Annotated in this window: 15 protein-coding genes; 9 read left to right on the forward strand and 6 right to left on the reverse strand. The window is 61.2% G+C overall.

From position 1 onward, the window contains the following. Position 1: 1 nt before the first annotated feature. Both PXH66_RS12275 and PXH66_RS12280 read left to right on the forward strand, forming a co-directional pair. Positions 2-3043: a sensor histidine kinase gene (locus PXH66_RS12275; RefSeq protein WP_330931785.1), complete on the forward strand. Its 3042-nt coding sequence runs from the start codon at positions 2-4 to the stop codon at positions 3041-3043. 1 nt (position 3044) lies between these two features. Further along, entirely contained in the window at positions 3045-3671 is a 627-nt protein-coding gene (locus PXH66_RS12280; RefSeq protein WP_330931786.1) for a response regulator, read from the forward strand. A gap of 27 nt (positions 3672-3698) precedes the next feature. On the opposite strand, the gene PXH66_RS12285 is transcribed toward PXH66_RS12280, so the two are convergent. Further along, positions 3699-4856, reverse strand: coding sequence for a hypothetical protein (locus tag PXH66_RS12285; RefSeq protein WP_330931787.1), 1158 nt, complete (start codon positions 4854-4856; stop codon positions 3699-3701). A 103-nt stretch (positions 4857-4959) separates the two neighbouring features. Next, positions 4960-6690 carry a family 43 glycosylhydrolase gene (locus tag PXH66_RS12290; RefSeq protein ID WP_330931788.1) on the reverse strand — a complete coding sequence of 577 codons (1731 nt, stop codon included), beginning with the start codon at positions 6688-6690 and terminating at the stop codon, positions 4960-4962. Positions 6691-7033: 343 nt separating this feature from the next. Here PXH66_RS12290 and PXH66_RS12295 point away from each other — a divergent pair, with 343 nt between their 5' ends. The 6 genes from PXH66_RS12295 to PXH66_RS12320 all read left to right on the forward strand — a co-directional run bounded on the left by PXH66_RS12295 (position 7034) and on the right by PXH66_RS12320 (position 18245). Then, complete coding sequence (locus PXH66_RS12295; RefSeq protein WP_330931789.1) at positions 7034-9328, forward strand: glycoside hydrolase family 43 protein; 2295 nt, start codon at positions 7034-7036, stop codon at positions 9326-9328. Positions 9329-9507: 179 nt separating this feature from the next. After that, positions 9508-11043: an alpha-L-arabinofuranosidase C-terminal domain-containing protein gene (locus PXH66_RS12300; RefSeq protein WP_330931790.1), complete on the forward strand. Its 1536-nt coding sequence runs from the start codon at positions 9508-9510 to the stop codon at positions 11041-11043. Positions 11044-11127: 84 nt separating this feature from the next. Next, positions 11128-12156 (forward strand): zinc-binding alcohol dehydrogenase family protein, encoded by a 1029-nt coding sequence (locus PXH66_RS12305; protein ID WP_330931791.1) that lies wholly within the window; start codon positions 11128-11130, stop codon positions 12154-12156. Between the two features lie 11 nt (positions 12157-12167). After that, the gene (locus tag PXH66_RS12310; RefSeq protein WP_330931792.1) at positions 12168-14489 is read left to right on the forward strand and encodes a glycoside hydrolase family 95 protein; all 2322 of its coding nucleotides are present in this window, start codon (positions 12168-12170) and stop codon (positions 14487-14489) included. A gap of 805 nt (positions 14490-15294) precedes the next feature. Further along, positions 15295-16176 carry a transglutaminase-like domain-containing protein gene (locus tag PXH66_RS12315; RefSeq protein WP_330931793.1) on the forward strand — a complete coding sequence of 294 codons (882 nt, stop codon included), beginning with the start codon at positions 15295-15297 and terminating at the stop codon, positions 16174-16176. Positions 16177-16697: 521 nt separating this feature from the next. Beyond that, positions 16698-18245 (forward strand): carboxylesterase/lipase family protein, encoded by a 1548-nt coding sequence (locus tag PXH66_RS12320; RefSeq protein WP_330931794.1) that lies wholly within the window; start codon positions 16698-16700, stop codon positions 18243-18245. A 132-nt stretch (positions 18246-18377) separates the two neighbouring features. On the opposite strand, the gene PXH66_RS12325 is transcribed toward PXH66_RS12320, so the two are convergent. From PXH66_RS12325 to PXH66_RS12340, 4 genes are read right to left on the reverse strand one after another with little or no spacing between them, the layout of a single operon-like run. After that, the gene (locus PXH66_RS12325) at positions 18378-19943 is read right to left on the reverse strand and encodes an MFS transporter (RefSeq protein WP_330931795.1); all 1566 of its coding nucleotides are present in this window, start codon (positions 19941-19943) and stop codon (positions 18378-18380) included. Between the two features lie 57 nt (positions 19944-20000). After that, the gene (locus PXH66_RS12330) at positions 20001-23528 is read right to left on the reverse strand and encodes a PVC-type heme-binding CxxCH protein (RefSeq protein WP_330931796.1); all 3528 of its coding nucleotides are present in this window, start codon (positions 23526-23528) and stop codon (positions 20001-20003) included. 42 nt (positions 23529-23570) lie between these two features. Continuing rightward, positions 23571-24686 carry a Gfo/Idh/MocA family protein gene (locus PXH66_RS12335; protein WP_330931797.1) on the reverse strand — a complete coding sequence of 372 codons (1116 nt, stop codon included), beginning with the start codon at positions 24684-24686 and terminating at the stop codon, positions 23571-23573. Positions 24687-24698: 12 nt separating this feature from the next. Further along, entirely contained in the window at positions 24699-25577 is an 879-nt protein-coding gene (locus PXH66_RS12340; RefSeq protein ID WP_330931798.1) for a sugar phosphate isomerase/epimerase family protein, read from the reverse strand. Positions 25578-25735: 158 nt separating this feature from the next. On the opposite strand from PXH66_RS12340, the gene PXH66_RS12345 reads away from it, so the two are divergent. Next, positions 25736-26473, forward strand: coding sequence for an AraC family transcriptional regulator (locus tag PXH66_RS12345; protein WP_330931799.1), 738 nt, complete (start codon positions 25736-25738; stop codon positions 26471-26473). Positions 26474-26734: the final 261 nt, after the last annotated feature.

Below are 26734 nucleotides of genomic sequence, written 5' to 3' on the forward strand. Positions count from 1 at the left end.
CATGTCTGCGTATCGCTCGACCGCTTGCGGATGGCTGCGATTCCTCATCCCGATTTCAGTTTGGCTGACCCACGCAAGCCCCTCTCTGACGGCCGACGAGCCTTCGATTGGCCTGCCGATCACTCGCTCCTATTCGATCGAGGAAATCGGAGTCACGCGCGGTCCGCAGCTCGATTTCGACCGTTACGGTCGTCTGGCCGTGATCGGTGGAGGCAGCTACATCGTGCTCAACGATGGAGCTTGGATCGAACTGAAGGAAGGACGACCGGGTGCCCCGATTTTCCTGGAAGTCACCAACGCCCCCGACGGTCGCGCCTACTTCGGAGCGCTCGCGACCTGGGGCATTGCCGACTACGCGAGCAACGGCGAAATCCAAGCCGTGTCGATGCGTCCGGACCACTATCCCGAGTGGATCAACGTGACCAACTTCACCCACATCAATCTGATCGAAAACGGCATCCTTTTCTCCGGTTCGAACGGGATCGTGCACCTCAATCCCGGGACGGGAGCGCTGCGATTCCACGAGATACCGCAGATCGCGACCGTCTTTACCTTCGAGGATTCGATATTTGTTTCGTCCAACTCGCTCGGCACCGCTCGATTCGATCTGGAGACGGGCGAAACCACCTTGATCGACCCGGAGATCACCATTCACCAGGTGGCGACGCTCGCCAACGGCCGCCTCGTCACGGCCACCACCGGCGGCAGCTTGCTCTTCTTTGACGGTCGTGAATTTACCGACATCGGCATCCGGTTGAACGGCCAAAGCACGGGGGGCATTTCCCGACTCGAAGCCCTGCCCGACGGTGGTTTTGCCGCCGCCGTGGATGGCAGCGGAGTGTATCTGTTCCATGGCGACGGAAAATCGCGCATGGCGCTCACGACGACCAGCTACCGCCGGGTGTATGATCTCGCCGCCCGCGAAGCTGGCGTGCTGTGGATCGCGAAGGAAAGCTCATTGGAGAAAGTGCTCTACAACGATCCCGTTTCCGTGATCGACCAACGCTCGGACGTCGTTATCGGCTGGCCCCAAGTTTTCCAATGGAGTGAACAGACGGTCGTCGCATCCAACGGCCGTCTCTACGACATGAACTTGGCGCAGGACGGGCGTCACTACGTATTCAACGAAATCCCCAACCCACCGCCCACCGGCGCATGGGCCGTCGCCTCCAATCAGAAACATCTCGTGGTGGGCAACGGTGAAGGCGTCTTTTTCCGCACTTCCGACGGGTTTGTTCGCATTCCCGGCATGCCCGAAGCGAGCCGCCTGTTTCTCCCGGAAGACGATCTTTGTATCGTGGTGGGCATTAGCGAAATCGCCGCCATGCGCTGGGCCGACGGAAAATGGGCCGAGTGCGCTCCACGCGTGCCCGGCGTCGGTTTTCCGTCGATCGCCCACCCTGCGGCCAACTCCCTTTGGATCGAACTCGGTCTCAATCGCGCGGCTCGGGTCTGGTTCGAGAACGGTCAGTTGCACAAGCAATTGTTTCTCGATTTTCCGTGGGCCGATCCCACCTGGGTCAATATCGGCATTCTGAACAACTACGCCGTGCTCAGCGGCCCCGAAAATCAACGCGTTTACCTCGACTGCACCACCGGAGAACCCATCCCTCCTCCTCCGCTCGAAAGCGCACTTCAGCAGGTTTCGCAATCCATTCTACGCGTGGCCCAGGATGAAAGCGGACGGATTTGGGCCACGCTGGCCAACGGGATCGTCACGCTCCACCCCGGCGAGGAATCCTACCAACTCGATACCCATTCCCTCAGCGCCATCAGCGACCTCTACCCGGTCATCACCCTGCTCAATCAACAGCATGCCTGGATCTCCACCGAATCCGCCCTCTACCACGTGGACCAGGATTTTCAGATCCCCGTGCCTTCGATCGTCCAGCCATTTTTGGTTTCGATCAAGGATGGGAAAACCGGGTTGGAAATCTACTCCGCCGCTGAGGTCCTCGATGAAATCGCCCCTTTGCCATGGGAGAAAAACCATCTGGTATTTCGGTATTTTTCCGGTGGATACATCACCATGCGCGATCCCGTGTATGAATTCACCATGGAAAATGGCGGCAATAGCTGGAGCGTGCAAAGTGCCGACTCCTTGCTCACGCTACCACAACTAGAGGAAGGGGTTTACCACCTTTCCGTGCAGCTTAAGGACGGCAACACCCCGATCGGTAAACCCATTCTCACTCATTTCACCGTGCGACCTCCCTGGTATCGGGCCCCGCTGGCGTATGTCGCCTATTGGAGTTCGGGCCTGCTTTTGTGCGTCGCCGTCGCCTTGTGGGGCGTGGGCCAGGCCAAGCGGAAACACGACTATCTCGAACAGCTCGTGCGCGAGCGCACCGACGAATTGCGCGCTACCGGAGCCAAACTCACCGAGGAGGCTCGCACTTCCGCCACCCTGGCTGAGCGCAATCGTCTCGCCGGCGAAATCCACGACAGCCTGCAACAGGGATTGAGCGGACTCGCCTTGCATCTGGAATCCACCCTCAAAATCAACCACCTTGAGCCCGACATCCACGCCCGCCTTAGCGTGGCGCGACGCATGGTTTCGTTCACCCGGCAGGAGGTTCAACAAGCCGTGTGGGATCTGGAGTCACCTCTCCTCCAAAACGACAGCCTCGATCATGCGCTCGTCAAATTGGCCGAACTCATCGGCAACGAAACGCCACGGATTGAGGTCGAGACGATGGGCACCGATATTCACGTTTCGTCGACCATCAATCACCACTTGTTACGCATGGCCCAGGAGGCGATCACCAACGCGGTGCGCCACAGCGGGGCCGCCGTGGTGCAGGTGCAACTACAAGTCACCACCGTGCAAGTGCTGCTCACCATCAGCGACAATGGCCAAGGCTTCGTGATCGCCGATGTGCTCACCGGCGGAGTCGGTCATTTTGGACTGCGCGGCCTCCGCTCCCGGGCCCAAAAAATCAACGGTGATCTGCAGGTCACCAGCAGTCCCGGCGAAGGCACCACGGTCCGCATCGCCGTGCCTCTCCCCGACTCTTCCGCCTCGACCACCAACCCAGCTTAACATGACCCCCGCCAAAATTAGAATTCTGCTCATCGACGATCACATCGTCCTCCGCATGGGACTCGCTCAAGCCGCCAACGATGCTCCCGATATGGAGGTCGTAGGCGAGGCCGAGAACGGTGAAGACGCGATCAAAGTTTACCGGGCCTGCCACCCCGATGTGGTCGTGCTCGATATGCGCATGCCCAAACACAGCGGCTTGGAAACCATCAAGATGCTGAAGGAGGAATTCGGTCCGGTGCGGGTGCTTATCTTCAGCAACTACGCGAGTGGCGACGAAGCGCTCCAATCTTTTCAAGCCGGCGCATTGGGATTCGTGGTCAAAGACATGCCATTGGAACGTTTGCTGGAGGGCATTCGATGCGTGCACCAAGGCGACCAGTATATTCCGGCCGAAGTCGCCTCTCGCATGAGCCGGCGCGTGGTTTCCCAACTTTCCAAACGAGAGTTCGAGGTGCTTTCGTTCGTCGCCAAAGGGCTTTCCAACAAGGAAATCGCGGCGGAACTCAACCTGGTTGAAGGCACCGTGAAAGTGCACCTCACCAACATCCTCGCCAAACTTCAGGTCTCGGATCGCACCCAGGCCATCCTCGCCGCCATTAAACGCGGCATCATCAACGTCGACTGACATCCGCGCGGCGCACTCCCTGGCACATCACCGGAAATAATCGGATGGATTGACGGTCAAAGTCCCGGCCACCGCCTGCCCCTGCTGGATTCGAGGCAGATAGGTCAGCGCCTCCACGACCGCACGCACCTGATTCGGCACGATTCGGGATTCCGTTTCCTCGATGCCGATCAGCTGCCCTCGATCATCCACGTGCACCACGACCGCATGATCGAACCTGGAGACATCTGCTTCCGCGCGCAGCTGCGCCGGGGCCAGTGACCACACCACCGTCGCCGGGGCGTCGCCGGCGCGATGATCTGCAAGATGCGACATGAGCACAAATTCACACGCGTCCTTTTTCGACAACGGCATGTGCCGGTCGGATAAATTCGAGGGAATCTCTTCGCCGCGACTGTAGAGATGAATTTCCGTATCGAGGAGTTCAAAACCCAACGGCAGCCCAAATTGCGCGAGTCGAATTGGCCGGGGCTCGCTACCCAATGCACCGATTTCCTTGCTGTAGTTGATGTCCTGCAGAGCCCCTTCCGCGTCCCGCACGCGGATCATCACCACGGCGAAGGCCTCGGCAATCGGCTGAGTCGATGAGAGCGTAAATTCATGCACCACGCCGTCGTAAGGCGCGCGTTCGCCTTCGACCAATGCAGAGTCAGCCGGTGCGACATTCGTGCTGTAGCGACGCAGTTCGACCTGCGCGTTCGCCGCTTCGGAGAAGGTTTCCTTCACCAGTTGCTCCGCCGAAGCCGTGTGCTCGCCCTCCGCCGAGCCCCGGGCCACCTGATCGACCCGCGCCTCCAAAAATCTGAACATCTGATCGGCGGTATCACGGCGCATCGTAAAATACTCGGTCAAATTAGCTTCCCGGCTATCCCGCTCAAACTGCGGATTATTGCCCACCGAGAACACCCGCTTGGCTTGGAGATCATCGATACTCGCAATAACCGGAGCCACTTTGGTCATCTTCTTCCAAGCGAAACCCGCCCGGCGCTTGTCCTGCACCATTCGACCATCCTCCTTTTCAATGACCGACGCCCGCTTGGTCACGGTTCGCACCCGATCAAGTTTACCGCTGTTGGGCAAAAACAGATCAACTCCGACAAACAAATGGTGATCGCGAACCGGCACCGCAACGGAATCGATGCGGGGCCGGGCGGGCGGTGAAACGGCAACGGTCGTCGAGACCATGACCAGGGCAATAACCAGCGTCTCAACGGACTTTAACAGCGGGCGAAGCAAGGATGGGCACATGAGTGGGCGGGGGTGAGCATAAACTTGAAGAGTGACAGATTCACTCCGGGCCGGGCGGCGTGGATTCGGACAGCACAAACCCGGGAATCAACGTCGCCCCGTTGTCCAACGGAGCGCGCACCGCGAGATTCACGAGTTTCCCCGCGACCCCCGCCACCACGGTCAGTTCGGCCGAGTCGCTTCGAATCACGCCAGCCTCATTGGACATCTCAACCCGATACATGCCGGCGTGGTTCCGGGTCACGGCATCGAGATGCAGAAACGCGGCCGTGGCCCCTTCCAGCACCACGCCGTCGTGTATCCATTGAAAAGTTACATCTGCGGCCGAGGCGTCGGACTGAACCCAAAATTCCGCCCGCTGACCGGGAGCGACCTGCAGATCGCGGGGTTGACTTAATACCACGGGAGCCTGGCGAGGCGTGAAGCGCCACCAGTTGAGATTGAAGAACGCTTCACTGTGGCCGGAAAAACGGAGGTAGAGGTCATGCACTCCGCTGGTCGAAGCCACGGGGGCGGTGATGGTGGTCCAGGTTTGGTCGCCGCCCGTCGCGGCCACCTCCACCGTGCCGATCGCCGCGGTGGTGCGATCGTCAAGGTGCAGGCTGATCTCTCCACCCGCTGCGGCGCTCGCGACGCGGGCTTGAAATTCGATCGTGCCGCCCGCGCCAAAATCGACGCCGCGCAGCCTCACCCAGTCGCCCGTGTCCAGCTCAGTCAGATTCATACCCCCTTCGGCGCACCGCTCCACCGCCACTCCGGACTGTTGCCCGAAGGTTTCAGCCTCGACTCGTCGGTAGGGATTGAGTCGCCCCACCTGCACCACCCCATCCCGGGTATAAGTGATCGGCTCGATCGAGCCATCGGCCCGGTGGGTAAGCTCCTCCACCGCGATATTGCGACGATACGTCGGCGCGAGGCCGGCTTCGATCGCCGAAAAACGGTTGTGATAAACATGATACCACGCGCCGTGCAGTTGGAATTCCGCCGCATGGTTGTTGTTGTTGTTCGCAGGCGGCTGCGCTGCGACAATACCCGCGTAAGTGAACGGGCCGGTCGGGGTAGCGGCAGTCATGTAGTCGATCCGAATCCCCGCGGAGGGCTGCGTTGAATACGACAAGTAGTAGGTGCCATCGCGCTCATGCATCCACGCCGCTTCAAAGAAGGCCGGAGCCGTGACCTTGATCGCCTCACCCTGCACGCTGACCATGTCCTCGTTGAGTCGGATGATGCGCACGTTGTCTTCACCGTTGCCGCCAAAATACAGGTAGGCCTGCCCGTCGTCGTCGATGAACACCGCCGGGTCGAACACCCAGATGCTGTCCGCCGGCAACACGCCCGGCGTTTGGGCCGTTACCAAGGGGCGACCGAGGGGATCGACAAACGGCCCGGTCGGACTGTCACTCACTGCCACCCCAATGTTGCTACCATTGTTGGCGAAATAGAGATAAAACATGCCGTCGCGTTCTATCGCCGCCGGGGCCCAGGTATGGGTCGCCCAATTCGCGGCTCCCGGCACGCGAATGACCTCGCCGTGATCGGTCCAATTCTTCAGGTCGCTGCTAGACATGCAGACCAAGGACTTCATGTCGTAGCCACCGTCCAAGGGACTGTCGTCATCGTTGGAACAATACACATAAACCCGGCCTTCATGGACCATCGCGGCCGGATCGGCCAAATGACGATGGGAGGCGACTGGGTAATCGGCCCGACCAATCAGGGCGATCAACGCCCAGACCAAACAATGAAGAACGAGCCAATGGGAACGAAACATAACAGCGGGGCCGCCATGCACGCAGCCAGGAAAACATTCGGGGAGGGGGTAAACAGGAAGGCTCGACTTAAGACTCAACCGAAAGTCATCGCCGGTCGCACCAGAGTGGACGCTTCCGCGTCGCGCTGTCAGTGAACTTTCCCTCTGACAATAGTCATAGTGAAACGCTGACGATCGTCCGCTTGAGACGTCACGCCATGCCGGCTTCCTCGGAGCTTCCGATCTGTGCAAAGTGACGCTTAGTCTGCGCCACCCCACTCGCTCCTGGTGCCGCGTCCCCTTCCCGACCCCATCTTCAACCTGCTGTGCCACCCATCTGATTTCACTCCTGGAGCCCCGATCCATGCCGCGCTGCTTTGCTTTAAAACTCAAACCCTACCGCCTGCTGGGCGGCATTCTCATCAGTTCACTGCTTCCCGTCATCGCGGCGGCTTGGCAAGCCGACAACGGTGACGGCACCTTCACCAATCCCGCGCTCTACGCCGACTACCCGGATCCCGACGTCATTCGCGTGGGCGAGGACTTTTATTTCGCCAGCACCACTTTCGTGAACGCTCCGGGACTCACCATCCTGCACTCGCAGGATTTGATCAACTGGGAGATTGTTTCTCATGTAATCGACCGCCTCGACGGTCGCCCCGAATACGACATGGACGGCGGCACCGCCTACCGCAGTGGTGTCTTTGCTCCCAGCCTGCGTTACCACGACGGAACGTTTTACGTGGTCGTCACACCCGTCGGTCAAAACACGCGCGTTTACCGTGCGGATTCCGCCGCCGGACCATGGACTTCCACGGAACTCGACCGCGCGGCCTTCGATCCGGGCTTCTTCATCGACGATGACGGCACCGGTTACATTGCCACCTCGGGAGGTTGGGATGGCACCGTCACCTTGCTCACGTTGAACGACGACTTCACCGCCGTCGTCGCGAGCCAGGATATCTTTTACAACCAAGGCGCCGAGGGCTCCAAGGTCGTCAAACGCGACGACTGGTATTACATGTTTCACTCCATTCCGTCCCAGCTCGCCCTCACCGTATCGCGCGCTCGCAGCCTGACCGGCTCCTGGGAAACCCGGCCACAGATCGACGACACCACCGGCGGCCATCAAGGGGCCGTCGTCGATCTGCCCGACGGCACCTTCTACGGTTTCGTCATGGTCGATTCCGGTGCGATCGGCCGCATGACCAACTTCAGTCCCATTTTTTGGGAAAATGACTGGCCGGTCTGGGGCACACCCGACGCCCCTGGCCGCGTTCCGGCCACCGCCCCGAAACCGGTGGCGAGCGAGCACCTCCGCCAACCCGCCACCAACGACGAGTTCACTTCCCCAACCCTCGGCCTGCAGTGGCAATGGAATCACAACCCGGACGACTCGCGTTGGTCCCTTGCTGACCGACCGGGCTTCCTCCGACTTCGTTCCACCACCGCCGACGCATTCTGGATGGCGCGCAATACCCTCATCCAAAAAGGTCAGGGACCGTGGAGCCGCGGCGAAGTGAAAATCGACGTGTCCGCCCTGGCGGCCGGTGACATTGCGGGCTTCGGCACCCTGGGAAAAATCAACGGTCACATCGCAGTCACCCGCGATCACCGCGGCGACCTCGCGTTGAGCATGCACATCATCAATGACGGCGAAAGTGCCGAAACTCGAGTCGAGCATCGCGCCTTTTCCGGTTCCACCCTCCACCTGCGCACCGAGCTGGATTTTCGCACCAATCGAGCCACCTGTTCCTACAGCGCCGATGGGGTGAACTGGCAGGAGCTCGGCGGATCGTTCGCCATCGCATTTGATTGGCGCACCGGAACCTTCCAGGGCATCCAGTTCGCCCTGTTCTGCCACAACCCGTCACCAAGCGATGGATACATCGATATCGATTACTTCCATTTTTCGGACTCCGGCCCGCCTGAGCTCATCGTCGGTCAACCGGTGCTCATTCGGGCAATCGGTCCCACCTTGGCCGATTTTGGCATCACCAACGCCTTGCCCGACCCCTCGATCACCATCTTCTCCGGACCCACGATCCGCGCCGAAAATGACGATTGGAACGAGGCCGCCAACGCCTCCGTCATCGCCGCAACCGCCCAAACGCTGGGCGGTTTTTCTTTGCCCGCAAACAGCGCCGACGCCGCCGTCTACGCCGGTTTCGAGCCCGGGGCCTACACGGCCTACGTCAGCGGATCCGCCGACACCGACGGCGTCGTCCTGCTGGAGATTTACAATACCGCCTCCGTCCACTCGCGGCTGGTCAATCTCTCCGCTCGCGCCGATGCCGGCACCGGAGAAAACGTGCTCGTCGCCGGCTTCGCTCTCTCCGGGGATGGTGCCACGTCCCTGCTCATTCGCGCTGTTGGACCCCAGCTCGTCGACTTCGGGGTGCGCAACACCATGGCCAACCCGCAACTCACGCTCTTCGACGGCACCACGCCCATCCTAACCAACGACGATTGGTCCAATGCCCCCAATCTCGAAGCCCTCACCGCCGCCAGCGCAACCGTCGGCGCATTCCCGCTTGATCCCGACAGCCACGACGCCGCTCTGTTGGTGAGCCTCATGCCCGGCACCTACACCGCACAAGCCAGCGGTGTCGCCGGCACGACGGGCAACGTCCTCGTCGAGGTCTACGCCGTCCCCTGACCTCAAGACCCGAACGCGGTCTGCCTTCAACGTTTTGACGACGTCTTCGGTTCATCACCTAACGGTCAACTCACCCCTTTTTTGCTCCCATCCCGCGGAGTGCTAGTCTCCGTCTCACGACAGACGACTGCTGTCCCCGCGCGCGTCCATACGCTCTCGGTTACCTTCCCTACCCCATCATGAAAGCCCTGCTCTTCGCCCCATTGGTTCTCTCCGGCGTCGTTGCGTTTTCCGCTTCGCCGACCGCCCGTATCACCATCGATATCGACGACGTCATCGACCAAATCGACCCACGCATTTACGGCGTCTTCATGGAGCCCATCGGCTTCAACCGACCGGAGATGAAATTCAACACGCTCTACGGTCCGCTCTACGCCCCCGACGCCGAGGATGCCGATGAAAACGGTTGGCGCACCGGTATGCTCGATGCCGCCCGCGAGCTCCAGTTCACGAACATGCGCTGGCCCGGCGGCAACTTCCTCGGCAGCTACGACTGGCGCGATGGGGTTGGCCCCAAAGCCGAGCGGCCCAAACGCATGGAACTCGCCTGGGGCGTCGTCGAACCCAACCTCGTTGGCACCGATGAATGGGTGCAGCTGAATGCCCTGCTCGGCACCGAAAACGTCGTCGCCATCAACATGGGCACCGGCTCCATCGACGACGCCCGTTACTGGGTCGAGTATTGCAACGCCCCGACCGGCACCTACTGGGCCGACAAGCGTGCCGAATACGGCCACCCCGAACCCTTCGGCATCAAATACTGGTGCCTCGGCAACGAAGTCGACGGCGAGGGATGGATCATTGGTTACAAGAACGCCGAGGACTACGTGAAGTTTGCCCGCGTCGTCTCCCGCGCCATGAAACGCAGCTCGCCCGGCACCGAGCTCAGCTTCGTCGCCAATGGTTCGTCCAACTACCAGGACACCCTCGCCTGGATCGATTGGAACTGGACCGTTATCAAGGGCACGCACGACATCGCCGACTTCATCTCGCTCCACCGCTACTGGGACAATTCCGACGACTACTACACCTTCATCGGCGAGCGTGCCGTCGATCTGCAGGAGAAAATCGACATCACCGTCGGCCAGATCAAAGCGGTCTCCACCACCGTCAAAGAACCGCCCTTGTATATCTCGTTCGACGAGTGGGCCCCGCCCTTCCGCGGCGGCCATTGGTCGACGCTCGCGCTGGCGCAATTCTTCAACGCATTCATCCGCAATGCCGACTACATCAAGATGGCCAACTACACCTTGCTCACGTCCATCCTCGCCCGTGATCCCGAGACCGACGCCACCTACAAGACGCCCACTTTCTACGCCTTCAAAGCCTACTCCACCCGCAACCACGGCGACGCCCTCCGCACCAGCGTGGTCTGCGATACGTTTGGCGTGGACGACTACTACACCGCGATTCCTTACCTCGACGTGACCTCCGTCCACAACCGCAAGTCCGGCGAGGTGTTCATCAACGTCGTCAACCGCCACCAAGACGAGGCCATCGCCACCGCCATCCGCAGCGTCGTCGGCACCTTTGCTCCCACGGCCCGCGTCAGCTCGATCACCACCGACGACACCGATAACCGTCCCTACACTTACGCTGATCGCGACACCTACCGTCCCACCGCAACGGAAATTCCCACGGACAACGATACGATCACCTACCGTTTTCCGGCCCACTCCTTCACCCAGATCATCGTCAAAGTGGACCGCGACTAGATCGCGTCGATGCACGTCCTTACCGGCGGTCACCCCGGGAATCACGATCCCTTCATTGCCTGACGCCTGATTTCCCCCCGTCTCATGCAAGCGCTTTCTCTGCTCGAACCCGGCATCCTTCGCACCGTCACCGTGCCCGACACCCTCGCTCCCGGCCCGGGTGAAGTCTTGATCCGCGTTCATCGCGTCGGCGTCTGTGGCACTGACCTCCATGCCTTTAAGGGTCACCAACCTTTTTTTAACTATCCCCGCATTCTCGGCCACGAGCTCGGAGTGGAGGTTCTCACGATTGGTGCTGACGTGACCAACGTCGCTCCCGGCGATCGTTGTGCGGTCGAACCTTATTTAAACTGCGGACGTTGTATCGCCTGCCGATGCGGCAAGCCCAACTGTTGCACCGATCTGAACGTGCTCGGGGTTCACATCGACGGCGGCCACCGCGAACAGCTGGTGGTGCCTGCGGCTAAACTCCATCCATCGCGCACGCTATCCTTCGATCAGCTCGCCCTCGTCGAAACCCTCGGCATCGGAGCTCACGCCGTCGAACGCGCCGCGCTCGTTCCCGGTGAATCCGTCGCCGTGATTGGCACCGGTCCCATCGGCCTCTCCGTCATCCAATTTGCCCTCGCCGCCGAGGCTCGCGTCATCGCCCTCGACATCAATGCCCCCCGCCTCGCTTTCTGTCGCGAGCGGCTCGGTCTGGTCGCGGACGATCTCATCCACACCCCCGGCATCACCGATGTCGCTGCTCGCCTCGCCGCGCTCACCGACGGTGACATGCCCACCGCGGTATTCGACGCCACTGGCAATCCCGCTTCCATGGCCGCGGCATTCAGCTACCCCGCTCATGGCGGCCGTCTCATATTCGTGGGTCTGTTTCGGGGCGACGTCTCGTTCCATGACCCTGATTTCCATCGCCGCGAACTCACCCTGATGAGCAGCCGCAACGCCCGTCCCGACGACTTTCGTCGCATCCTCAAATTAATCGAGTCCGGCCGCATCGACACCACCCCCTGGATCACTCACCGAGCTCATCTCACCGCGGTGCCCGATCACTTCCCCACCTGGGCCGATCCCGCCACCGGCGTGCTCAAAGCAATGATCTCCCTCTAACGCCTTTCCGCATGAAACTCCGCCTCCCTGCGCTTCTACTATTCCTGCCGCTGCCGTTCACCCTGCCCGCAGCTGAATCCCTCACCCTGCACTACGATCGTCCCGCCACCGAGTGGGTGGAAGCGCTCCCCGTGGGCAATGGCCGCCTCGGTGCCATGGTCTTCGGCGGCATCCACCAGGAGCGCCTGCAACTCAACGAGGACACGCTCTGGGGCGGCGGCCCCTACGACCCGGCCAACCCCGAGGCGTTGGCCACCCTGCCCGAGGTGCGCGCCCTCCTTGCCGCTGGTGACCAAACCGCCGCCCAGGATTTGGTGAACGCCAAAATGATGGCCCGCCCCCGCAGCCAGATGCCCTATCAGACCGTCGGCGATCTCATGCTGACGTTTTCCGGTGCCGACACCGTTTCCCACTACCGGCGCGAGCTCAACCTCGACACCGCCGTTGCCACCACCTCTTACACCACGGGCACGGGTCCGTGGGCCATGAGCTACACCCGCGAGGTCTTCGCCAGCCCGGTCGATCAAGTGATTGTCGTGCGCTTAACCGCTCGTCGCGGCGACCGTCCGGCTCAGCTCAACTTCACGATCGGTCTGCAAAGCCCGCAACACGCGACGAGCCGGACCGTTGGTGCCGATACCCTCGTCTTGCAGGGGCGCAACGGCGGCTCCGCCGGTATCGCAGGAGCGCTCACTTTCCAGGCGCAGGCCAAGGTCACGATCGAGGGCGGCGACCTGCGCGCCGATGGCCAACAACTCCACATCAGCGGCGCTCACACGGCCACCATCCTCATCGCCGCCGCCACCAGTTTCCGCCACTACGACGACGTGAGCGGCGACCCGGTCGCCGCCAATGACGCCACGCTCGTCGCCGCGTCAGGCAAATCCTACGACGACTTGCTGGCGGCTCATACCGCCGAGCATCAACGGCTCTTCCGCCGCGTCACCCTCGATCTCGGCCGCACGCCCGCCGCCGACCGGCCGACCGACGAGCGCGTGCGCCGTTTTGCCGACGGCAACGATCCCGCCCTCGCTGCGCTCTACTTTCAATACGGCCGCTACTTGCTCATCAGCAGCTCCCGGCCCGGCTCGCAACCCGCCAACCTACAGGGCATTTGGAACGATAGTCTCAACCCACCCTGGCAGAGCAAATACACTCTCAACATCAACGCCGAGATGAACTACTGGCCGGCCGAAATCACCAACCTCGCCGAGTTGAGCGAGCCGTTTTTTGACATGATCAGGGACCTCAGCGAAACCGGCTCCAAGATGGCGCAGGACACCTACGGAGCGTCCGGCTGGGTGGTCCATCACAACACCGACATCTGGCGCGCCACCGGTCCGATCGACGGCGCCCAATGGGGCATGTGGCCCACCGGCGGCGCTTGGCTGTGCCAACACCTGTGGGAACATTACCAATTCTCCGGCGACCGCGACTTCCTCGCCCAAGCCTACCCGATCATGAAAGAGGCGGCGCAATTTTTTCTCGATACATTGGTCACCGAACCAACCCACGACTGGCTCGTCACCAGTCCGTCCGTCTCCCCCGAAAATCCGCACCATGACGGTGTTGCGATCGTGGCCGGACCGACGATGGACGCCCAACTCTTGCGCGACTTGTTCACCGCTTGCATCGAGTCCGCCGGCATCCTCGGTGAGGATGCGCATTTTAGCGCGCGACTCGCCGCCGCCCGCGCTCGCCTCGCCCCGTCGCAGATCGGTGCCCAAGGTCAGTTGCAGGAATGGCTGGAAGATTGGGACGCCGCTGCCCCCGAGCCGCACCATCGCCACGTTTCGCATCTCTACGGTCTCTTCCCCAGCGACCAGATCGACGTGATCACCACGCCCGCGCTCGCCGCCGCTGCCCGCCGCTCGCTTGAATTGCGCGGCGACGATGCCACCGGCTGGGCCATCGGCTGGCGCCTCAACCTCTGGGCACGCCTGCACGAACCCGAGCACGCCATGGGCATCCTCAAACTCCTGCTCCGCCCCGAGCGCACGTATCCAAATCTCTTTGACGCTCACCCGCCGTTCCAAATCGACGGCAACTTCGGCGGCACCGCCGGCATCGCCGAGATGCTCCTGCAATCCCACGGCGGTCGCATCCAGCTCCTGCCGGCTCTGCCGGCCGCCTGGCCCACCGGTAGCGTCAGCGGACTGCGCGCCCGCGGCGGCCTGACCGTCGACCTCACGTGGCGTGACGGCCAACTCACCACCGCATGGTTCACCGCCAACCAAGACGGTCTTTTCCCCATCCGCACCGCCGACGGCCACGTCACCGAGGTCACCCTGCGGGCCGGTGAACGCACCGCCTTCAAACCCGGCCAACCGTAACCTCCCAAGCCCCGCCGAACTCACTCCGTCGCCTCTTCGGCCTCATCCTGATATGGGGAGTGGGTTTCTTCAGCGGACGCTGCCACCTCCCCGCTGGATTTACAACGTTCTACGGCGCCACCGCTCGGATGTCGTCATCACCACAACCAGCGATCAAGGCGAGGCAGGGCATGGCGCAAGTTAATCGAACGCACCCTACCAGGCACAGGTCTGGTCAGCCTCGGATTGCGGGAGCCCAATGGGGACTTCGCCGGAGTCTGGCAGAACCACGCCCGATTGGGCGGCTTGGCCGTGGAACTCTTAGCGGCCAAATTACAACGGAACGAAATGGGGAGTCACCACGCCTCCGACGCCCACTTGGTGGAAGGCACTTGGGTCGACGGAACTTCCCTTGCTCAACGCAAAGGCCGTAACGCTCCCAAATAAACCGTCGAAGTCATCTCCATGCGGCGGAGCGCGGGCAACCGCGGCCGGGTTGGAGGATTCCTTTTGCAACGATGACGTCGCGCTCGACTTGCAAATTGCGCGGCGCGACCAAGGGCAAACCGGTCTTTCACGTGACCGTCCACGGCTCAGGGCTGGAATTTCGCGCCTCGTCGCAATATTTAAGGCATTGGATATCTGTTTTTTACCCACGCGACGATCGAATCGAAATCACAAAGCCAACCAAAACTGGCGCGCCAAAAGCTGAGTTACGGCAATGCAAATGGCCGCTTCCCCATCATCGCTTAATAAACCCCTCACTCTCACCGTCCGAGTGGGATGCAGGCTCAACCTTTCCGCACCGGCACCAGCATCCATCCTGTTGGATATCAGACCCGAGGGTTCGAGCGATGCGGTGTTGCGAGAGGACACGCTCTGCACTCGTCCTGAGATCAATCCCGAAAAGGTGGCGCGAACGGACGGCCTCGACCTGCTGCGCTTTACCTTGCCCGTGGGTGAAACACAGGTGAGTCACGATGCGATTTTCGAAGTGCCCTTCCGACTCGATCACGACGGAGCGACCGATTTGCCGGCGATCGCACCGGAAGCCTTGCCCGGCGATGTCATCGATTACGTGCGACCCAGCCGGTTCTGTGAATCAGATCGCTTGGCTGATTTCGCCTGGCGCCAGTTCGGCAACGTGCCCACGGGCTGGGAACAGGTCAAAACGGTATGCACGTGGGTGCACGAGCACGTCGAATACCGGTTCGGAGCCGGGCGCAGCGATCTCACGGCCTGCAACATTTTTGAACAACGCTATGGCGTTTGCCGGGACTTCGCCCACCTCACCATTGCCTTGTGCCGCGCATTGAATGTGCCCGCGCGCTATGCGTCCGGACACCTGCCGGACATCGGCTACGACGATCCCGGCAGCCCGATGGACTTCCACGCCTACACCGAGGTATATTTGGGCGGACGCTGGGTGCCGGTCGATGCCCGCTACAACGTGTCTCGATTCGGTCGCGTGCGGGTGTGCCATGGACTCGATGCCGGCGACTGCGCGTTTCTCACCAGTTTCGGGACAGTGAATCTAAACCAGTTTCAAGTTTGGGCCTACCAAATCGAAAACGGGACCGGCTCGACCAAAACCCCCGTCGACCTGACCCAGCGGCTTGATGGCCAAACAAAGGTATTTCACCGCTTGGCCGACCGACCGCCCGTCCCCACCCCACGCGACACCCCCGCGAATCACGTCGCCGCGTAGCAACGCCCCCACCTCTCGTTCGGCGAGCACACCACGACATCGAACTCGCCGACGTCCCGGTTCACGCCCCGCGCTCGTTTGATCGAATTGAGTTTCCCCATCGAGGGAGTGAAACCAGTGGTGACGCCCTCTAGCCCGGGTGCTGAAGGCAACCCCGTCGCGCCGTAGCCGGTGGGGCGTAACGCTCCCACCTAACGGTCAATGATCTGACACCGTGCCATCGTCCGGCCTTTGCCCGATCTTGCGTAAGCGTTCCTGCTGCAGGTTCTGTCCGCAGAACGCATTCGCCCCGCCCGTATCTGTTCCCGATTGCATTACGAATCCGTCATCACGGATTCATGGCCTCCTCCGGGACTTACCATACCTCGTTTTATCTATTGTTAACCACGAATGACTTCGCCCACCCGCTACGCATCACATCCCTGATTGGCTCTATTTGAGGCCTGCTGAAAGCGGAACGGTAGTAGAGCTCATTCGTGTTCATTCGTGGTTAAAAACAAACCTGACTTTCCGTCCCCACTATGAAGAAACTCCTGCTCGCGCTCCTCGTCGCATCGACCGCCTTCGCCGCCGAACCACCCGCGCCCGTCGCCACCCAATCCGGTCTCGTGCAAGGCGCGACTGAAACCGATCTTACGGTCTACCGTGGCATCCCTTTCGCCGCTCCGCCCGTGGGCGACCTGCGCTGGCAGCCTCCCCAACCCGTCGCGCCCTGGACCGGGGTGAAGCAGACCACCGACTACGGACCCGATCCCTATCAGGGCGACGGCTCCGGTCATGTCAGCGAGGACTGCCTCTACCTTAACATTTGGTCTCCCGCCAAATCACCCGACGAAAAAATCCCCGTGCTGGTATGGATTTACGGCGGCGGCTTCTCTTTCGGCGGTAACGCCAATCCCACCCACAACGGCGAGTTTCTCGCCCGCAAAGGCGTGGTGCTCGTCACCGTGAATTACCGGGTCGGCCCCCTCGGTTTTCTCGCCCACCCCGAGCTCAGTGCTGAGTCACCCCACGGCGTTTCCGGCAACTACGGCCTGCTCGACCAGATCGCCGGGCTGAAGTGGATTCAGGACAACATCGCGGCCTTTGGCGGTGATCCTGACAAAGTCACGATCTTCGGTGAATCCGCGGGCGGCATCGCCGTGAGCATGCTCTGCGCCTCGCCGCTCGCCGAGGGTCTTTTTCGCGGCGCGATTTCCCAGAGCGGCGGTTCCTTTGGGCCGACCCGTGAAACCACCTACCCCGGCGAAAACATGCGCACCCTCGCCGACGCCGAAACGGCCGGCGTCGCCTTCGCCTCGCGCGCCGGAGTCGACTCCATTACCGCCTTCCGCGCCCTCTCGCCCGACCAGCTCCCCGGCGGTTTTGGCAGCGGTGCCGCCTGGCCGATCGTCGACGGCTGGGTCATTCCCGATGACCAATACACACTTTACGAAGCCGATCGCTACAACGACGTGGACATCCTCGTCGGCTACAACTCCGACGAAGGTCTCAGCTTCTCCCGCGAAAAAACGCCCGCCGAATACGAAGCCAATGTGCGCACCCGCTACGGACCCTGGGCTGATCGCCTCCTCGCCGCGTATCCAGCCGGTGAGCACAGTGTGCCCAGGTCGGCCCGCGACCTTATGCGCGATGCCGCCTTTGGGTGGCAGACTTGGGCCTGGGCTCGCCTGCAAGCCGAGACCGGCGACGCCCACGTTTTCCTCTATTATTTCGACCAACACCCCGCCCGTCCCGCCACCGGACCGCAGGCCGACCATGGCATGCCGCACGGTGTCGACGTGCCCTACGTTTTCCAAACGCTCAACCCCGACGACAAGAATTTAACCATCGGCGACCGGGCCATCTCGGACACCGTTTCGACCTACTGGACCAACTTCGCCAAGCGCGGCGATCCCAACGGTCCCGGCGTGCCTGCGTGGCCGGAGTTCACTCCCGACGATCAACGCGCCATGCACTTCCACGACACCGCGACTGTCGGTCCGGTGGCCAGCGAAGCCGCCCTCGAAGTCCTCGATCAATACTTCGCCTGGCGCCGCACCCCGGAAGGTGCCGCGTGGGCAAAGTAAACCACCGCATTCAAACCCCTCACGGCTTGGTGTCGCCACCGAAGGCACACGAAAAACAGAAAACGAGGTCCGGCGGCGGTATACGGCTCACCCGCCCCTTTTCGTATTCCGCTTTGGTTTTGATGAAGGAGGCTAACGCCGGGACGCGACCTCTTTTGCCAGGACCAATCGCCGATAGCCGCCGCAACTGCGATAATACAGGACGAAGCCCAGATAGATCACCGCCAAGGTCACGGGAATGACCGAGTCCGCCTTGAGGGTTTTGCGGTCACCGGCGAGGTCCGATTCGATCAGGGCAATCTGATCATTCGTCGGCTCTTCCGCCGCCTTCGCTTCTGCCAGGGCGCGACCATCGATTGCCGCCACCGGCTCGAAGAACAACCAACCGCTTTTCTCCTGCGCTTGGCTCTCGGCGTAGACTTGTGGCGCGCGCTCGACCAGCGCTTCACTGGCAAACCGGTCCTTGGCGTAGCCCAGTCCCGGTAGACCGATGAGTCCGCCCGACATCATGCCGAGGCCTCCCATGATGCTCATGGCGATGGCTCCCGTGCGCGGGAAACGATCACCGCAGATGGCGAGCATCGTCGGCCAGAAAAACGTCTTGCCCACACCATAAATAAGCAGCGCCACCACCGCCCCTCCGAACGAGGTGATGCCACTGGTGAGATTCAGTCCGATGAATGCAAAGATCGCGCAGACACAGAGCAAACTGACCGGTGACAGCCGCAGATTTTTTTCAATCCACCCCGCGCAGAATCGCAGCAGGAACATGGTGAGCGAGGTGATCACGAACAGGACTTTGCCTTGCTCGGAGCTCAGGATGTTACCCGTGATATTCTGAATCCAACCGTCGGTCCCTAATTCCACCGCGCCCACCAGAATGTGCGTGCCGAAGAGAACGAACAATACCACTGAACCCACGGCAAAACTGGTGATTTTACCGATCACACCGACGATCACAATACCGCCCACAAACAGCAGCCAGGTGGGAATAGATGGAAAGGTGGCACTGAAGAACAACGCGAGCATAGCCGCCACCACCACGCCGCCAAGCAACCCGACATCCTTGAACATCTCTCCCAGTCCCAGCCCGCTTTCGGCCGCTTCTGATTTGGGAAATTTTTGACCAAGGAACATTGCGCCGTAGATGACCGTGGGCAGCAGGAACATCACGAGTTGCAACTTCCAGGAGACGCCCATGCGATCGTCGAGCAACCAACCCAAGGCCCCGCCCAACACCAGACCGAGAGGCCAGGAAGCGTGCAGAATGTTGAGATAGTGCGTGCGGTTCTCCGGGAACAGTCGCGCGACCAGCGGATTGGCCACCGCCTCCAGCGCCCCATTGGCGAGAGCAAAGATGAACGTGCCCCAAAACAGATATTTGTAGGCCGTCGCCATACCCATCTCGGGCGCCGCCGTGAGTGTCACAATCGCCGAAAGCGCATGCAGCACAAATGATACGACAATGAGTTTGCCGTAGCCCAACTTGTCGACGACCAGACCACCGGCAAAAATCCCGAAGCAAAATCCAGTGAGCCCGGCCCCACTGATCACACCGAGTTGCGTGGCGGAGAAACCGAATTCGGCCCCCCAGTTGTCGAGAATACCGCCGCGAACGGCGAAGCCGACACCCGTGGCAAGAATGGCCGTGAAGCCGGCCCAGAGCAAACGTTGGGGGTTAATGGGATTTTCCGACATGGGGTAACGGGAGTTGAGGACGTGAGGAACGAAAACCGCTGCGAGCCGAAGCCCGCGCTAGTTCTTCGTGTTAAGGGTTTGGATATACGCCGCGAGATCGCGCATGGCTTGCTCGTTAGGCACGGTCTTGGCCATGGCCGCCATCTGCTGGCCGGTCACATCGCGCGGATCTGCTCCTCGCACGCCATCATGGAACAACTTCAAATGGTGCATGAGATACCAGTCCTGCTTCCCCGTGAGTTTCGGGGCGCTGAGTTCCCGATTGCCCGCGCCGTCGGCACCGTGACAAGCGGCGCAAGTCGCATACAGGGCCTGCCCGGCAGCGGCATTGCCGGTCACGGTCGGCTCAGGCATGACCGGATCGAGCGACGACAGATAGAACGCGAGGCTGGAGATGACGAACTCCGCCCGGGGATGCGTATCGAGGAATTCCAAGGCGCTGCGCATGGCGATGCCGTTGGCGTTTTTGAAGTGGGTGCCACGCAAGCCGTGCCGGAATTTTTGCAGCTGCGTCTGCACATACCAATTCTCCATGCCGCGCAGGGACGGCGCGCCGACGCTGGGGTCGCCGCGTGCTTCGGAGCCGTGGCAAGCCACGCAGTTTTGCAAGTAAACGCGTTCACCCAGTCCACCCCAATTACGATCGCTGATGACCGGGGTGAAGGTGTTTTCCTTCAGGAATGCGGCGTAGGCGACTTCATCGATGTTACCATAGTTGAGGTCGAGTCCGCCGGCCCGCAGCCTCAGGCGCATCTGGGCGTCGCCATCGAGTCGATTGACAAGTTGCTGCACCAGCGCCGTGTCGGCGGGTGTCGGCTCGTGGAGCTTCGTCTTCCAGGCATCGAGCAAGGCGAGACTGATGGGTTCAAGCGAGGAAGCCGGTAGGTTTTTCCAATCGCCGAGCGCGGCGGCGTAGTCACCCTCCACCAACGCGAATTGACGTTTGGCCACCAGATAGTCCGGAGCTTCTTCCACTTTGGCAAAGAGAGCAAAGACGCTCTGCTCAGCCGGGGTCGGATTGGTCAGCAACTCCGCAAAGTAAGGCGCTTCATTATCGAGCACGGCATGGGCGAAGGCACGCGCCAACCAAGGGTCGGACGGCAGCGACGTGCGGCGCGCAAACAACATGCGGGCATTGTCTTCCGACGGAGGCAGCAAGCCGAGCGCCAGCAGGGATTTGAGGCGGGTCTTCGCGTCGGGGTCGTCGAGGAGCGAAGCCGCGCGTTGAAGGTTCGCCTCACCGCCAGCTTCGGTCAGCGCCATGACCGCGTTCTTGCGCACAGATGCCGCCGGATGCGACAATGCCCGTTCGACCGCGCGCTCGCCCGCGGCGGTCATAACATTGAAGGCCCCGAGACCGTGCAGTGACCAGAGCGCATGGATTACACGCGGGCTGATACCAATGGCGTCAACCGAACGATCCGTTTCGACGATTTCCCGCAACCGCGGGATGGCGTCGCGGCGCTGTTCGCGCACCAGTTTGCGCTGAGCGGTCATGCGCCAGAACATATTGTCGTTGGAGAGTGCCGCGATAAGGTCGGCAGTCGAAGCGGCGGAAAGGTCGAGCTGTCGCGACGGCTGGGCCGCTTTAGCGACGAGTCGATAAATGCGACCGTGTTGACGATCGCGCAGCGGGTTCTCGTGCGCATTACCCGCGCCCATGCGACCTTCAAAGCCAGCCGATTGCTCGGAGGGACGAGGATTGTGCTGGATGATGAAGTTATACCAATCCGCAATCCACAGCGCACCGTCGGGACCGACTTCGGCGAAAACGGGCGAGAACCACTCGTCCGTCGAAGCGACGACGGAACCGCGGTTTTGGCCGACGTAGGTCGAACCTTCCTCCTTGAGAAAGAACTCGCCCAACAAGTGGCCGGTCGGACCGCCGATAAAAGCGCCCTTGTTCCAAAAACGCTCGGGGAACGCACGCGCGGTGTAGAGATTGAAGCCCGCGCCGGCGGTGTAGCGACCGTGCCAGTCGACCTGCAAAAATTTGTCAGTGGCGGCAAAGAACTGGGTGAAGTCGTCGATCTTCGACGCGAGCTGCGGCGGCAGGGCGTCGTGCCGGTCGTAGGTGAAAGCGCGCCAGAGCGGCGCGTGCCAGGCCGGGGCTCCGTTGGCGGTCGAGCCGAAGATTTCGAAGTCTTCGCTCATGCCGAGTCCCCACGTGTTGTTGCTGAACATACCCACCGGTTCGACGACGCCGCTGCTCGGATCCATGCGGAAGACACCTTGGCCGAACTCACCTTGGGTCGATTTTTTGGCATCGGAGTAACCCACCGCGCCCCAGATTTTATTGTCAAAACCGTAGCGCAGATTGGACGGCCCGGCGTGGGTGTCTTCGACGCCCCAGTCCTGGTTGATTGCGTAGCGCACGTCGGCGCGATCGTCGCCGTCGCTGTCCTTCAGGAAGAGAAACTGCGGAGCCTGCGCGACAATCCATCCCCCGTCGATTGGCGTCAGACTGGTGGGGATGTTCAAACCGTCGGCGAAGACCGTCGATTTGTCCGCCTGACCATCACCATCGGTGTCTTCGAGAATGAGAATGCGGTCGTCGCCTTGTTGGTTTGTATCCACTTCGTTGGGATAATCGATCGTCTCAGCCACGAAGAGCCGACCACGCTCGTCCCAGGCCAGGGCGATCGGATTGACGACCATGGGTTCGGCGGCAAAGAGCTGCAGCTCGAACCCGCGCTCAGCCAAGGTGAGTTGTTGGGACTCTTCCGGCGTGAACGGTTTCGCCAACTCGGGCGCGGGGTCCTGCTTGCGGTAATTGGGTATCGTGTCCGCCGGTTGGTAGCGGGCGGAAGGCAGCGACTTCACCAACGCCAGATTGGCGGCGGCTTTCGCGTCACCCGCCGCCCAACGGATACCGCGAATGAGCAGGTCGTGGAACGCGGCCTGCCCCCACGTTTGCATGTCGTGACCGTAAGCGGTGTAGAACACGCGACCTTGGCCGTGCGTGCGCGTCCACGTCCAAGGCTCCGCTTCGCGCGTCATCAGCACGGTGCGATTCGCCTCATTGTGGTCGGCGTGCACGTAGGTTTCGTCGGTCGTCTCGAATTCGGGGAAGCCATCCATGATCGGATGATGCTCCTGCCCCGGCACAATGGCGGCGGTGAATGCCTCCATCCCGTGACTCTTAAAGCGCGCCCCCACGAGATCGACGTAGAGTTGCGAATGGCCGAAGCACGCGCTCGCCGAGTGCACCGGCACGAAACCACCACCGTCGGCCACGAAGTCGAGCAGGACCTTCTCCTGTTCGGGGCTCATCGTCCGGAAGTTGGCGTAAATCATCAATACGTCAGTCTGCGCCAGATCCGCCGCATTGAGCACCGCCGGATCCTCCACATAACGCATGCGGATTTTTTGCGCGCCCAACGAGCGATTGAAAACCGGCGCAAAAACGTGCGAGAGGTGATACCCCTTCCCTTCTCGTTGGCCGTGCCCGAGAAAGAGCAGGTCGATCACACCATCGTCGGCGGTGGCGGCGGCGGCGGCACGAGTGGCCGACGGGAGCAGGAACACGCTTATCGCGAGAACGAGCACGCCGGCGAAGAGCTTTCGGAAGGGGGTCGAGTTCATGAATCAGATCCAGGGAAAATGTCGAAAGGTGTCGGCGGGCCATCAGGCGGTCAAAGTGAAGTCGGGCATGCGTTTCGGCACGCCCCCTTCCATCGCCGATTCGTGCGCGAGGATACCGACACAACTGATGTTGGCCGATTCAACCGCATTCGGGTAAGGGTTGGATTTGTCGAGCACGGCCTTGATGAAGTTGTCCACCAAGTGCGGGTGCGAACCACCGTGACCTGCGCCCTGCGTGAAGGACAGGTGTTGGTGCTCGTCGGCGTCATACACGCCACGTCCGGTGAAGTGCTGAATCTCCGGCGGCAGCAACTTCGCGTAGTCGGGCACTTCCACGCGCTCGGGGATCTCCGGCTCGGGTTTGCCGAGCGTGTGAATCACGGGTCTCTCCCCTTCGATGAGCGGCCACTCGTAGGACTTCTTAGAGCCAAAAACATCAAAACTCTCGCGATACTGGCGCGCCGTTTCGAAGAGCGACCGGTAGATGCGCGCGGCGACGTCGGAGTCCTTCATCTGAAGGTGGCAGGACTCGACCGCGAACGGCGAACCGTAGACCCTGGCCTGTGATTCGGCGATACGACCGGAGCCCACGCACGTGACCTGCGCGGCCAGCTTGCGCTCGAGCCCCAGCACCGGCCCGACGCAGTGCGTGGCGTAGTGCATGGGCGGCAATCCGTCCCAATAACCCGGCCAGCCCGCCATGTCCTGTTGGTGACTCGCCTGTAGGAACTGCACGCGGCCGAGCTCACCCTTGTCGTAAAGCTCCTTCACGAACAGAAACTCGCGGCTGTAGACCACGGTCTCCATCATCATGTAAATCAGCCCGGTCTCCTTGGTCAGCTCAACGATGCGACGGCAGTCCTCCACCGTCGTCGCCATCGGCACCGTGCAGGCCACGTGTTTGCCGGCCTCCAGCGCCTTGATCGATTGCGGGCCGTGATCGGGGATCGGCGTATTGATGTGCACCACGTCGACCGCGGGGTCGGCCAGCACGTCGTCGTAGGACGTGTAACGCTTGGTGACGCCAAACTTGTCCGCAATTTCGTTGAGCTTCTGCTCATTGCGTTGGCAGACCGCATACAGGGTGGCGCGCGGGTGAGCCTGGTAGATGGGAATAAATTCGGCGCCGAAGCCGAGTCCGATGATGGCAACATTCATAGTGAGTATTCGTTATTTGGATTCATCGCCCGCGCCGACAAGGTCGCCCGCGTGCCATTGTTTGAGAAAATGAAGACCTCGCTCCGCGAAGGCGTCCTGTGACTCCGCGAACGGACGCCAAATACACACGGCATCGGCCAAACTGGAGCCGTCGGGCGAGAAACTTTCGATCGAGATGCGACCGTCGTAACCGATCCGGCGCAGGCCCTCGCGCAGACCCGCCCAATCACTGTTACCCTCGCCCGGCACGCCACGATGACTATCCGAGACCTGCAGGTGAAACAGCCGGTCGCCCGCCGTAGCCAGCGCACGACACCAATCGACCTCTTCGATGTTCATGTGGAAACTGTCGAGCGAGATGCCGACAACATCGCTGCCGATATCGTCGATCAGACGCTTCGCATCCTCCGCCGTGTTGATCATGTCGGTCTCGAAACGATTGATCGGCTCCAACGCCAAATGCACGCCGTGATCGGCTGCGATACCGGCCACCCGTCGGAGGTTGGTTGCGGAGCGATCCCACTCCTCCTGCCGTTCCGACGCCGTCGGCAGATGCGCCTTGCCCACCGGGGCGTAAAGCGGACCCGCCACCAAGGGGCAACCCCAGTCCCGCGCCAGAGCAAAGCAGTCGGTCAGGTAGGAAACCGCCATTTGAACCTTCCTCGGATCAGCGCTGGATAGGTCACGATCCCCCGCTACGGCCGCGCAAACCACGGCCTGCAGACCGGTTTCGCGCAAGGCGTCCCGGATGGCATCGCCGTCGACTGCGGCCGGATCTTCCACCGGAATTTCCACAAAATCGAAGCCGAAGGCCGCGATTTTTCTGAGCAGGGACACGTCGCGACCGTTGAACGAGGAATTCCATAGCCACGTGCTGACGCCGAATTGCATGGTTCGGTAAATAGAGAGAAGAGTTGGGGTGAAACGGGGTTTATCTCGCGGGCGCGCCACGTGTCATCCACCCGGCGAAAAGCGAGAGTGCCAATCTACCCGAAATCAATCCGGGCGGCTTGCATCGACTGGGTTAATAATTGTATTTTTTCGCCACAATGACCCCAGCCAATTGGTTCGACCAACTCGACCCCGCTCGTTCCATCAACCAGCTCTTTGAACATATTCCGAATCTGATGTATTTCGTGAAGGATCGGGAGTCGCGCATTGTTACCGGTAACATCGAATTTGCCCATCACTGCGGGGTGCGGACACCGGAAGCGTTGTGGGGTCGCACCGACGAAGAGCTGTTCCCTGCCTACATGACGCGAAAATTTCTCGCCGACGATCGCACCGTCTTCGCTCGCGGTGAACCGTTGCTCAATCTCATCGAGTTATTCCCTTCACGCGAGCGGCTGCCCGAGTGGTTCATTACCCAGAAATTGCCTCTCTTCGATCGCGCCGGAGAAGTCTGCGGGCTCTGCGGCACGGTGCAAAGCTACGAGGATCTGCTCAATAGCTCGCAAGATCCCGTGCTGGAATTGGTGCAACGCATCCGCGACAACTACGCCCAGACGTTTTCCATCCCCGACCTTGCGCACAGTATCGGACTCTCGCAACGCCAACTCGAACGGCGCTTCCAAGCCACGTTCCGCATGAGCCCCCGCCAGTTCATCGTTCGTCTGCGGGTGCTCATCGCCAGCGACCAGCTACGCCACGGCGATGCCCCGATCACCGACGTCGCCCATGCGTGCGGTTTTTATGACCACAGCAGTTTCATCCGGCATTTCCGCACGGTGTTCGAAACCAGCCCTTTGGCCTACCGGAAACGCTTCCAGGGCCAGGCCGCCCCCTGAGCCCTCCACGTCGGACAGATCCCGCTTCCCGCCCATTGAAATAGGCTTCACGCAATCCGTGCCTGCCCTTTTCGCCGCGTCTACTAAATTTGGCTGAATACGACACCGTCGAACTTGCTTCGGCGAGAAAGCATCCCGCCGAAGCCCCTGATCCGCGCCATCTTTCCCACGCCTTGCTGTGGTGAGATTCGGTATACTATACCCCTAGCTATACCAACACTCTGGCCCTTGAACAGCTGACACACACGAAAGGGCCACAAC

Origin of the sequence: Synoicihabitans lomoniglobus, from assembly GCF_029023725.1 — a bacterium.
Classification (GTDB): Bacteria; Verrucomicrobiota; Verrucomicrobiia; order Opitutales; family Opitutaceae; genus Actomonas; species Actomonas lomonigloba.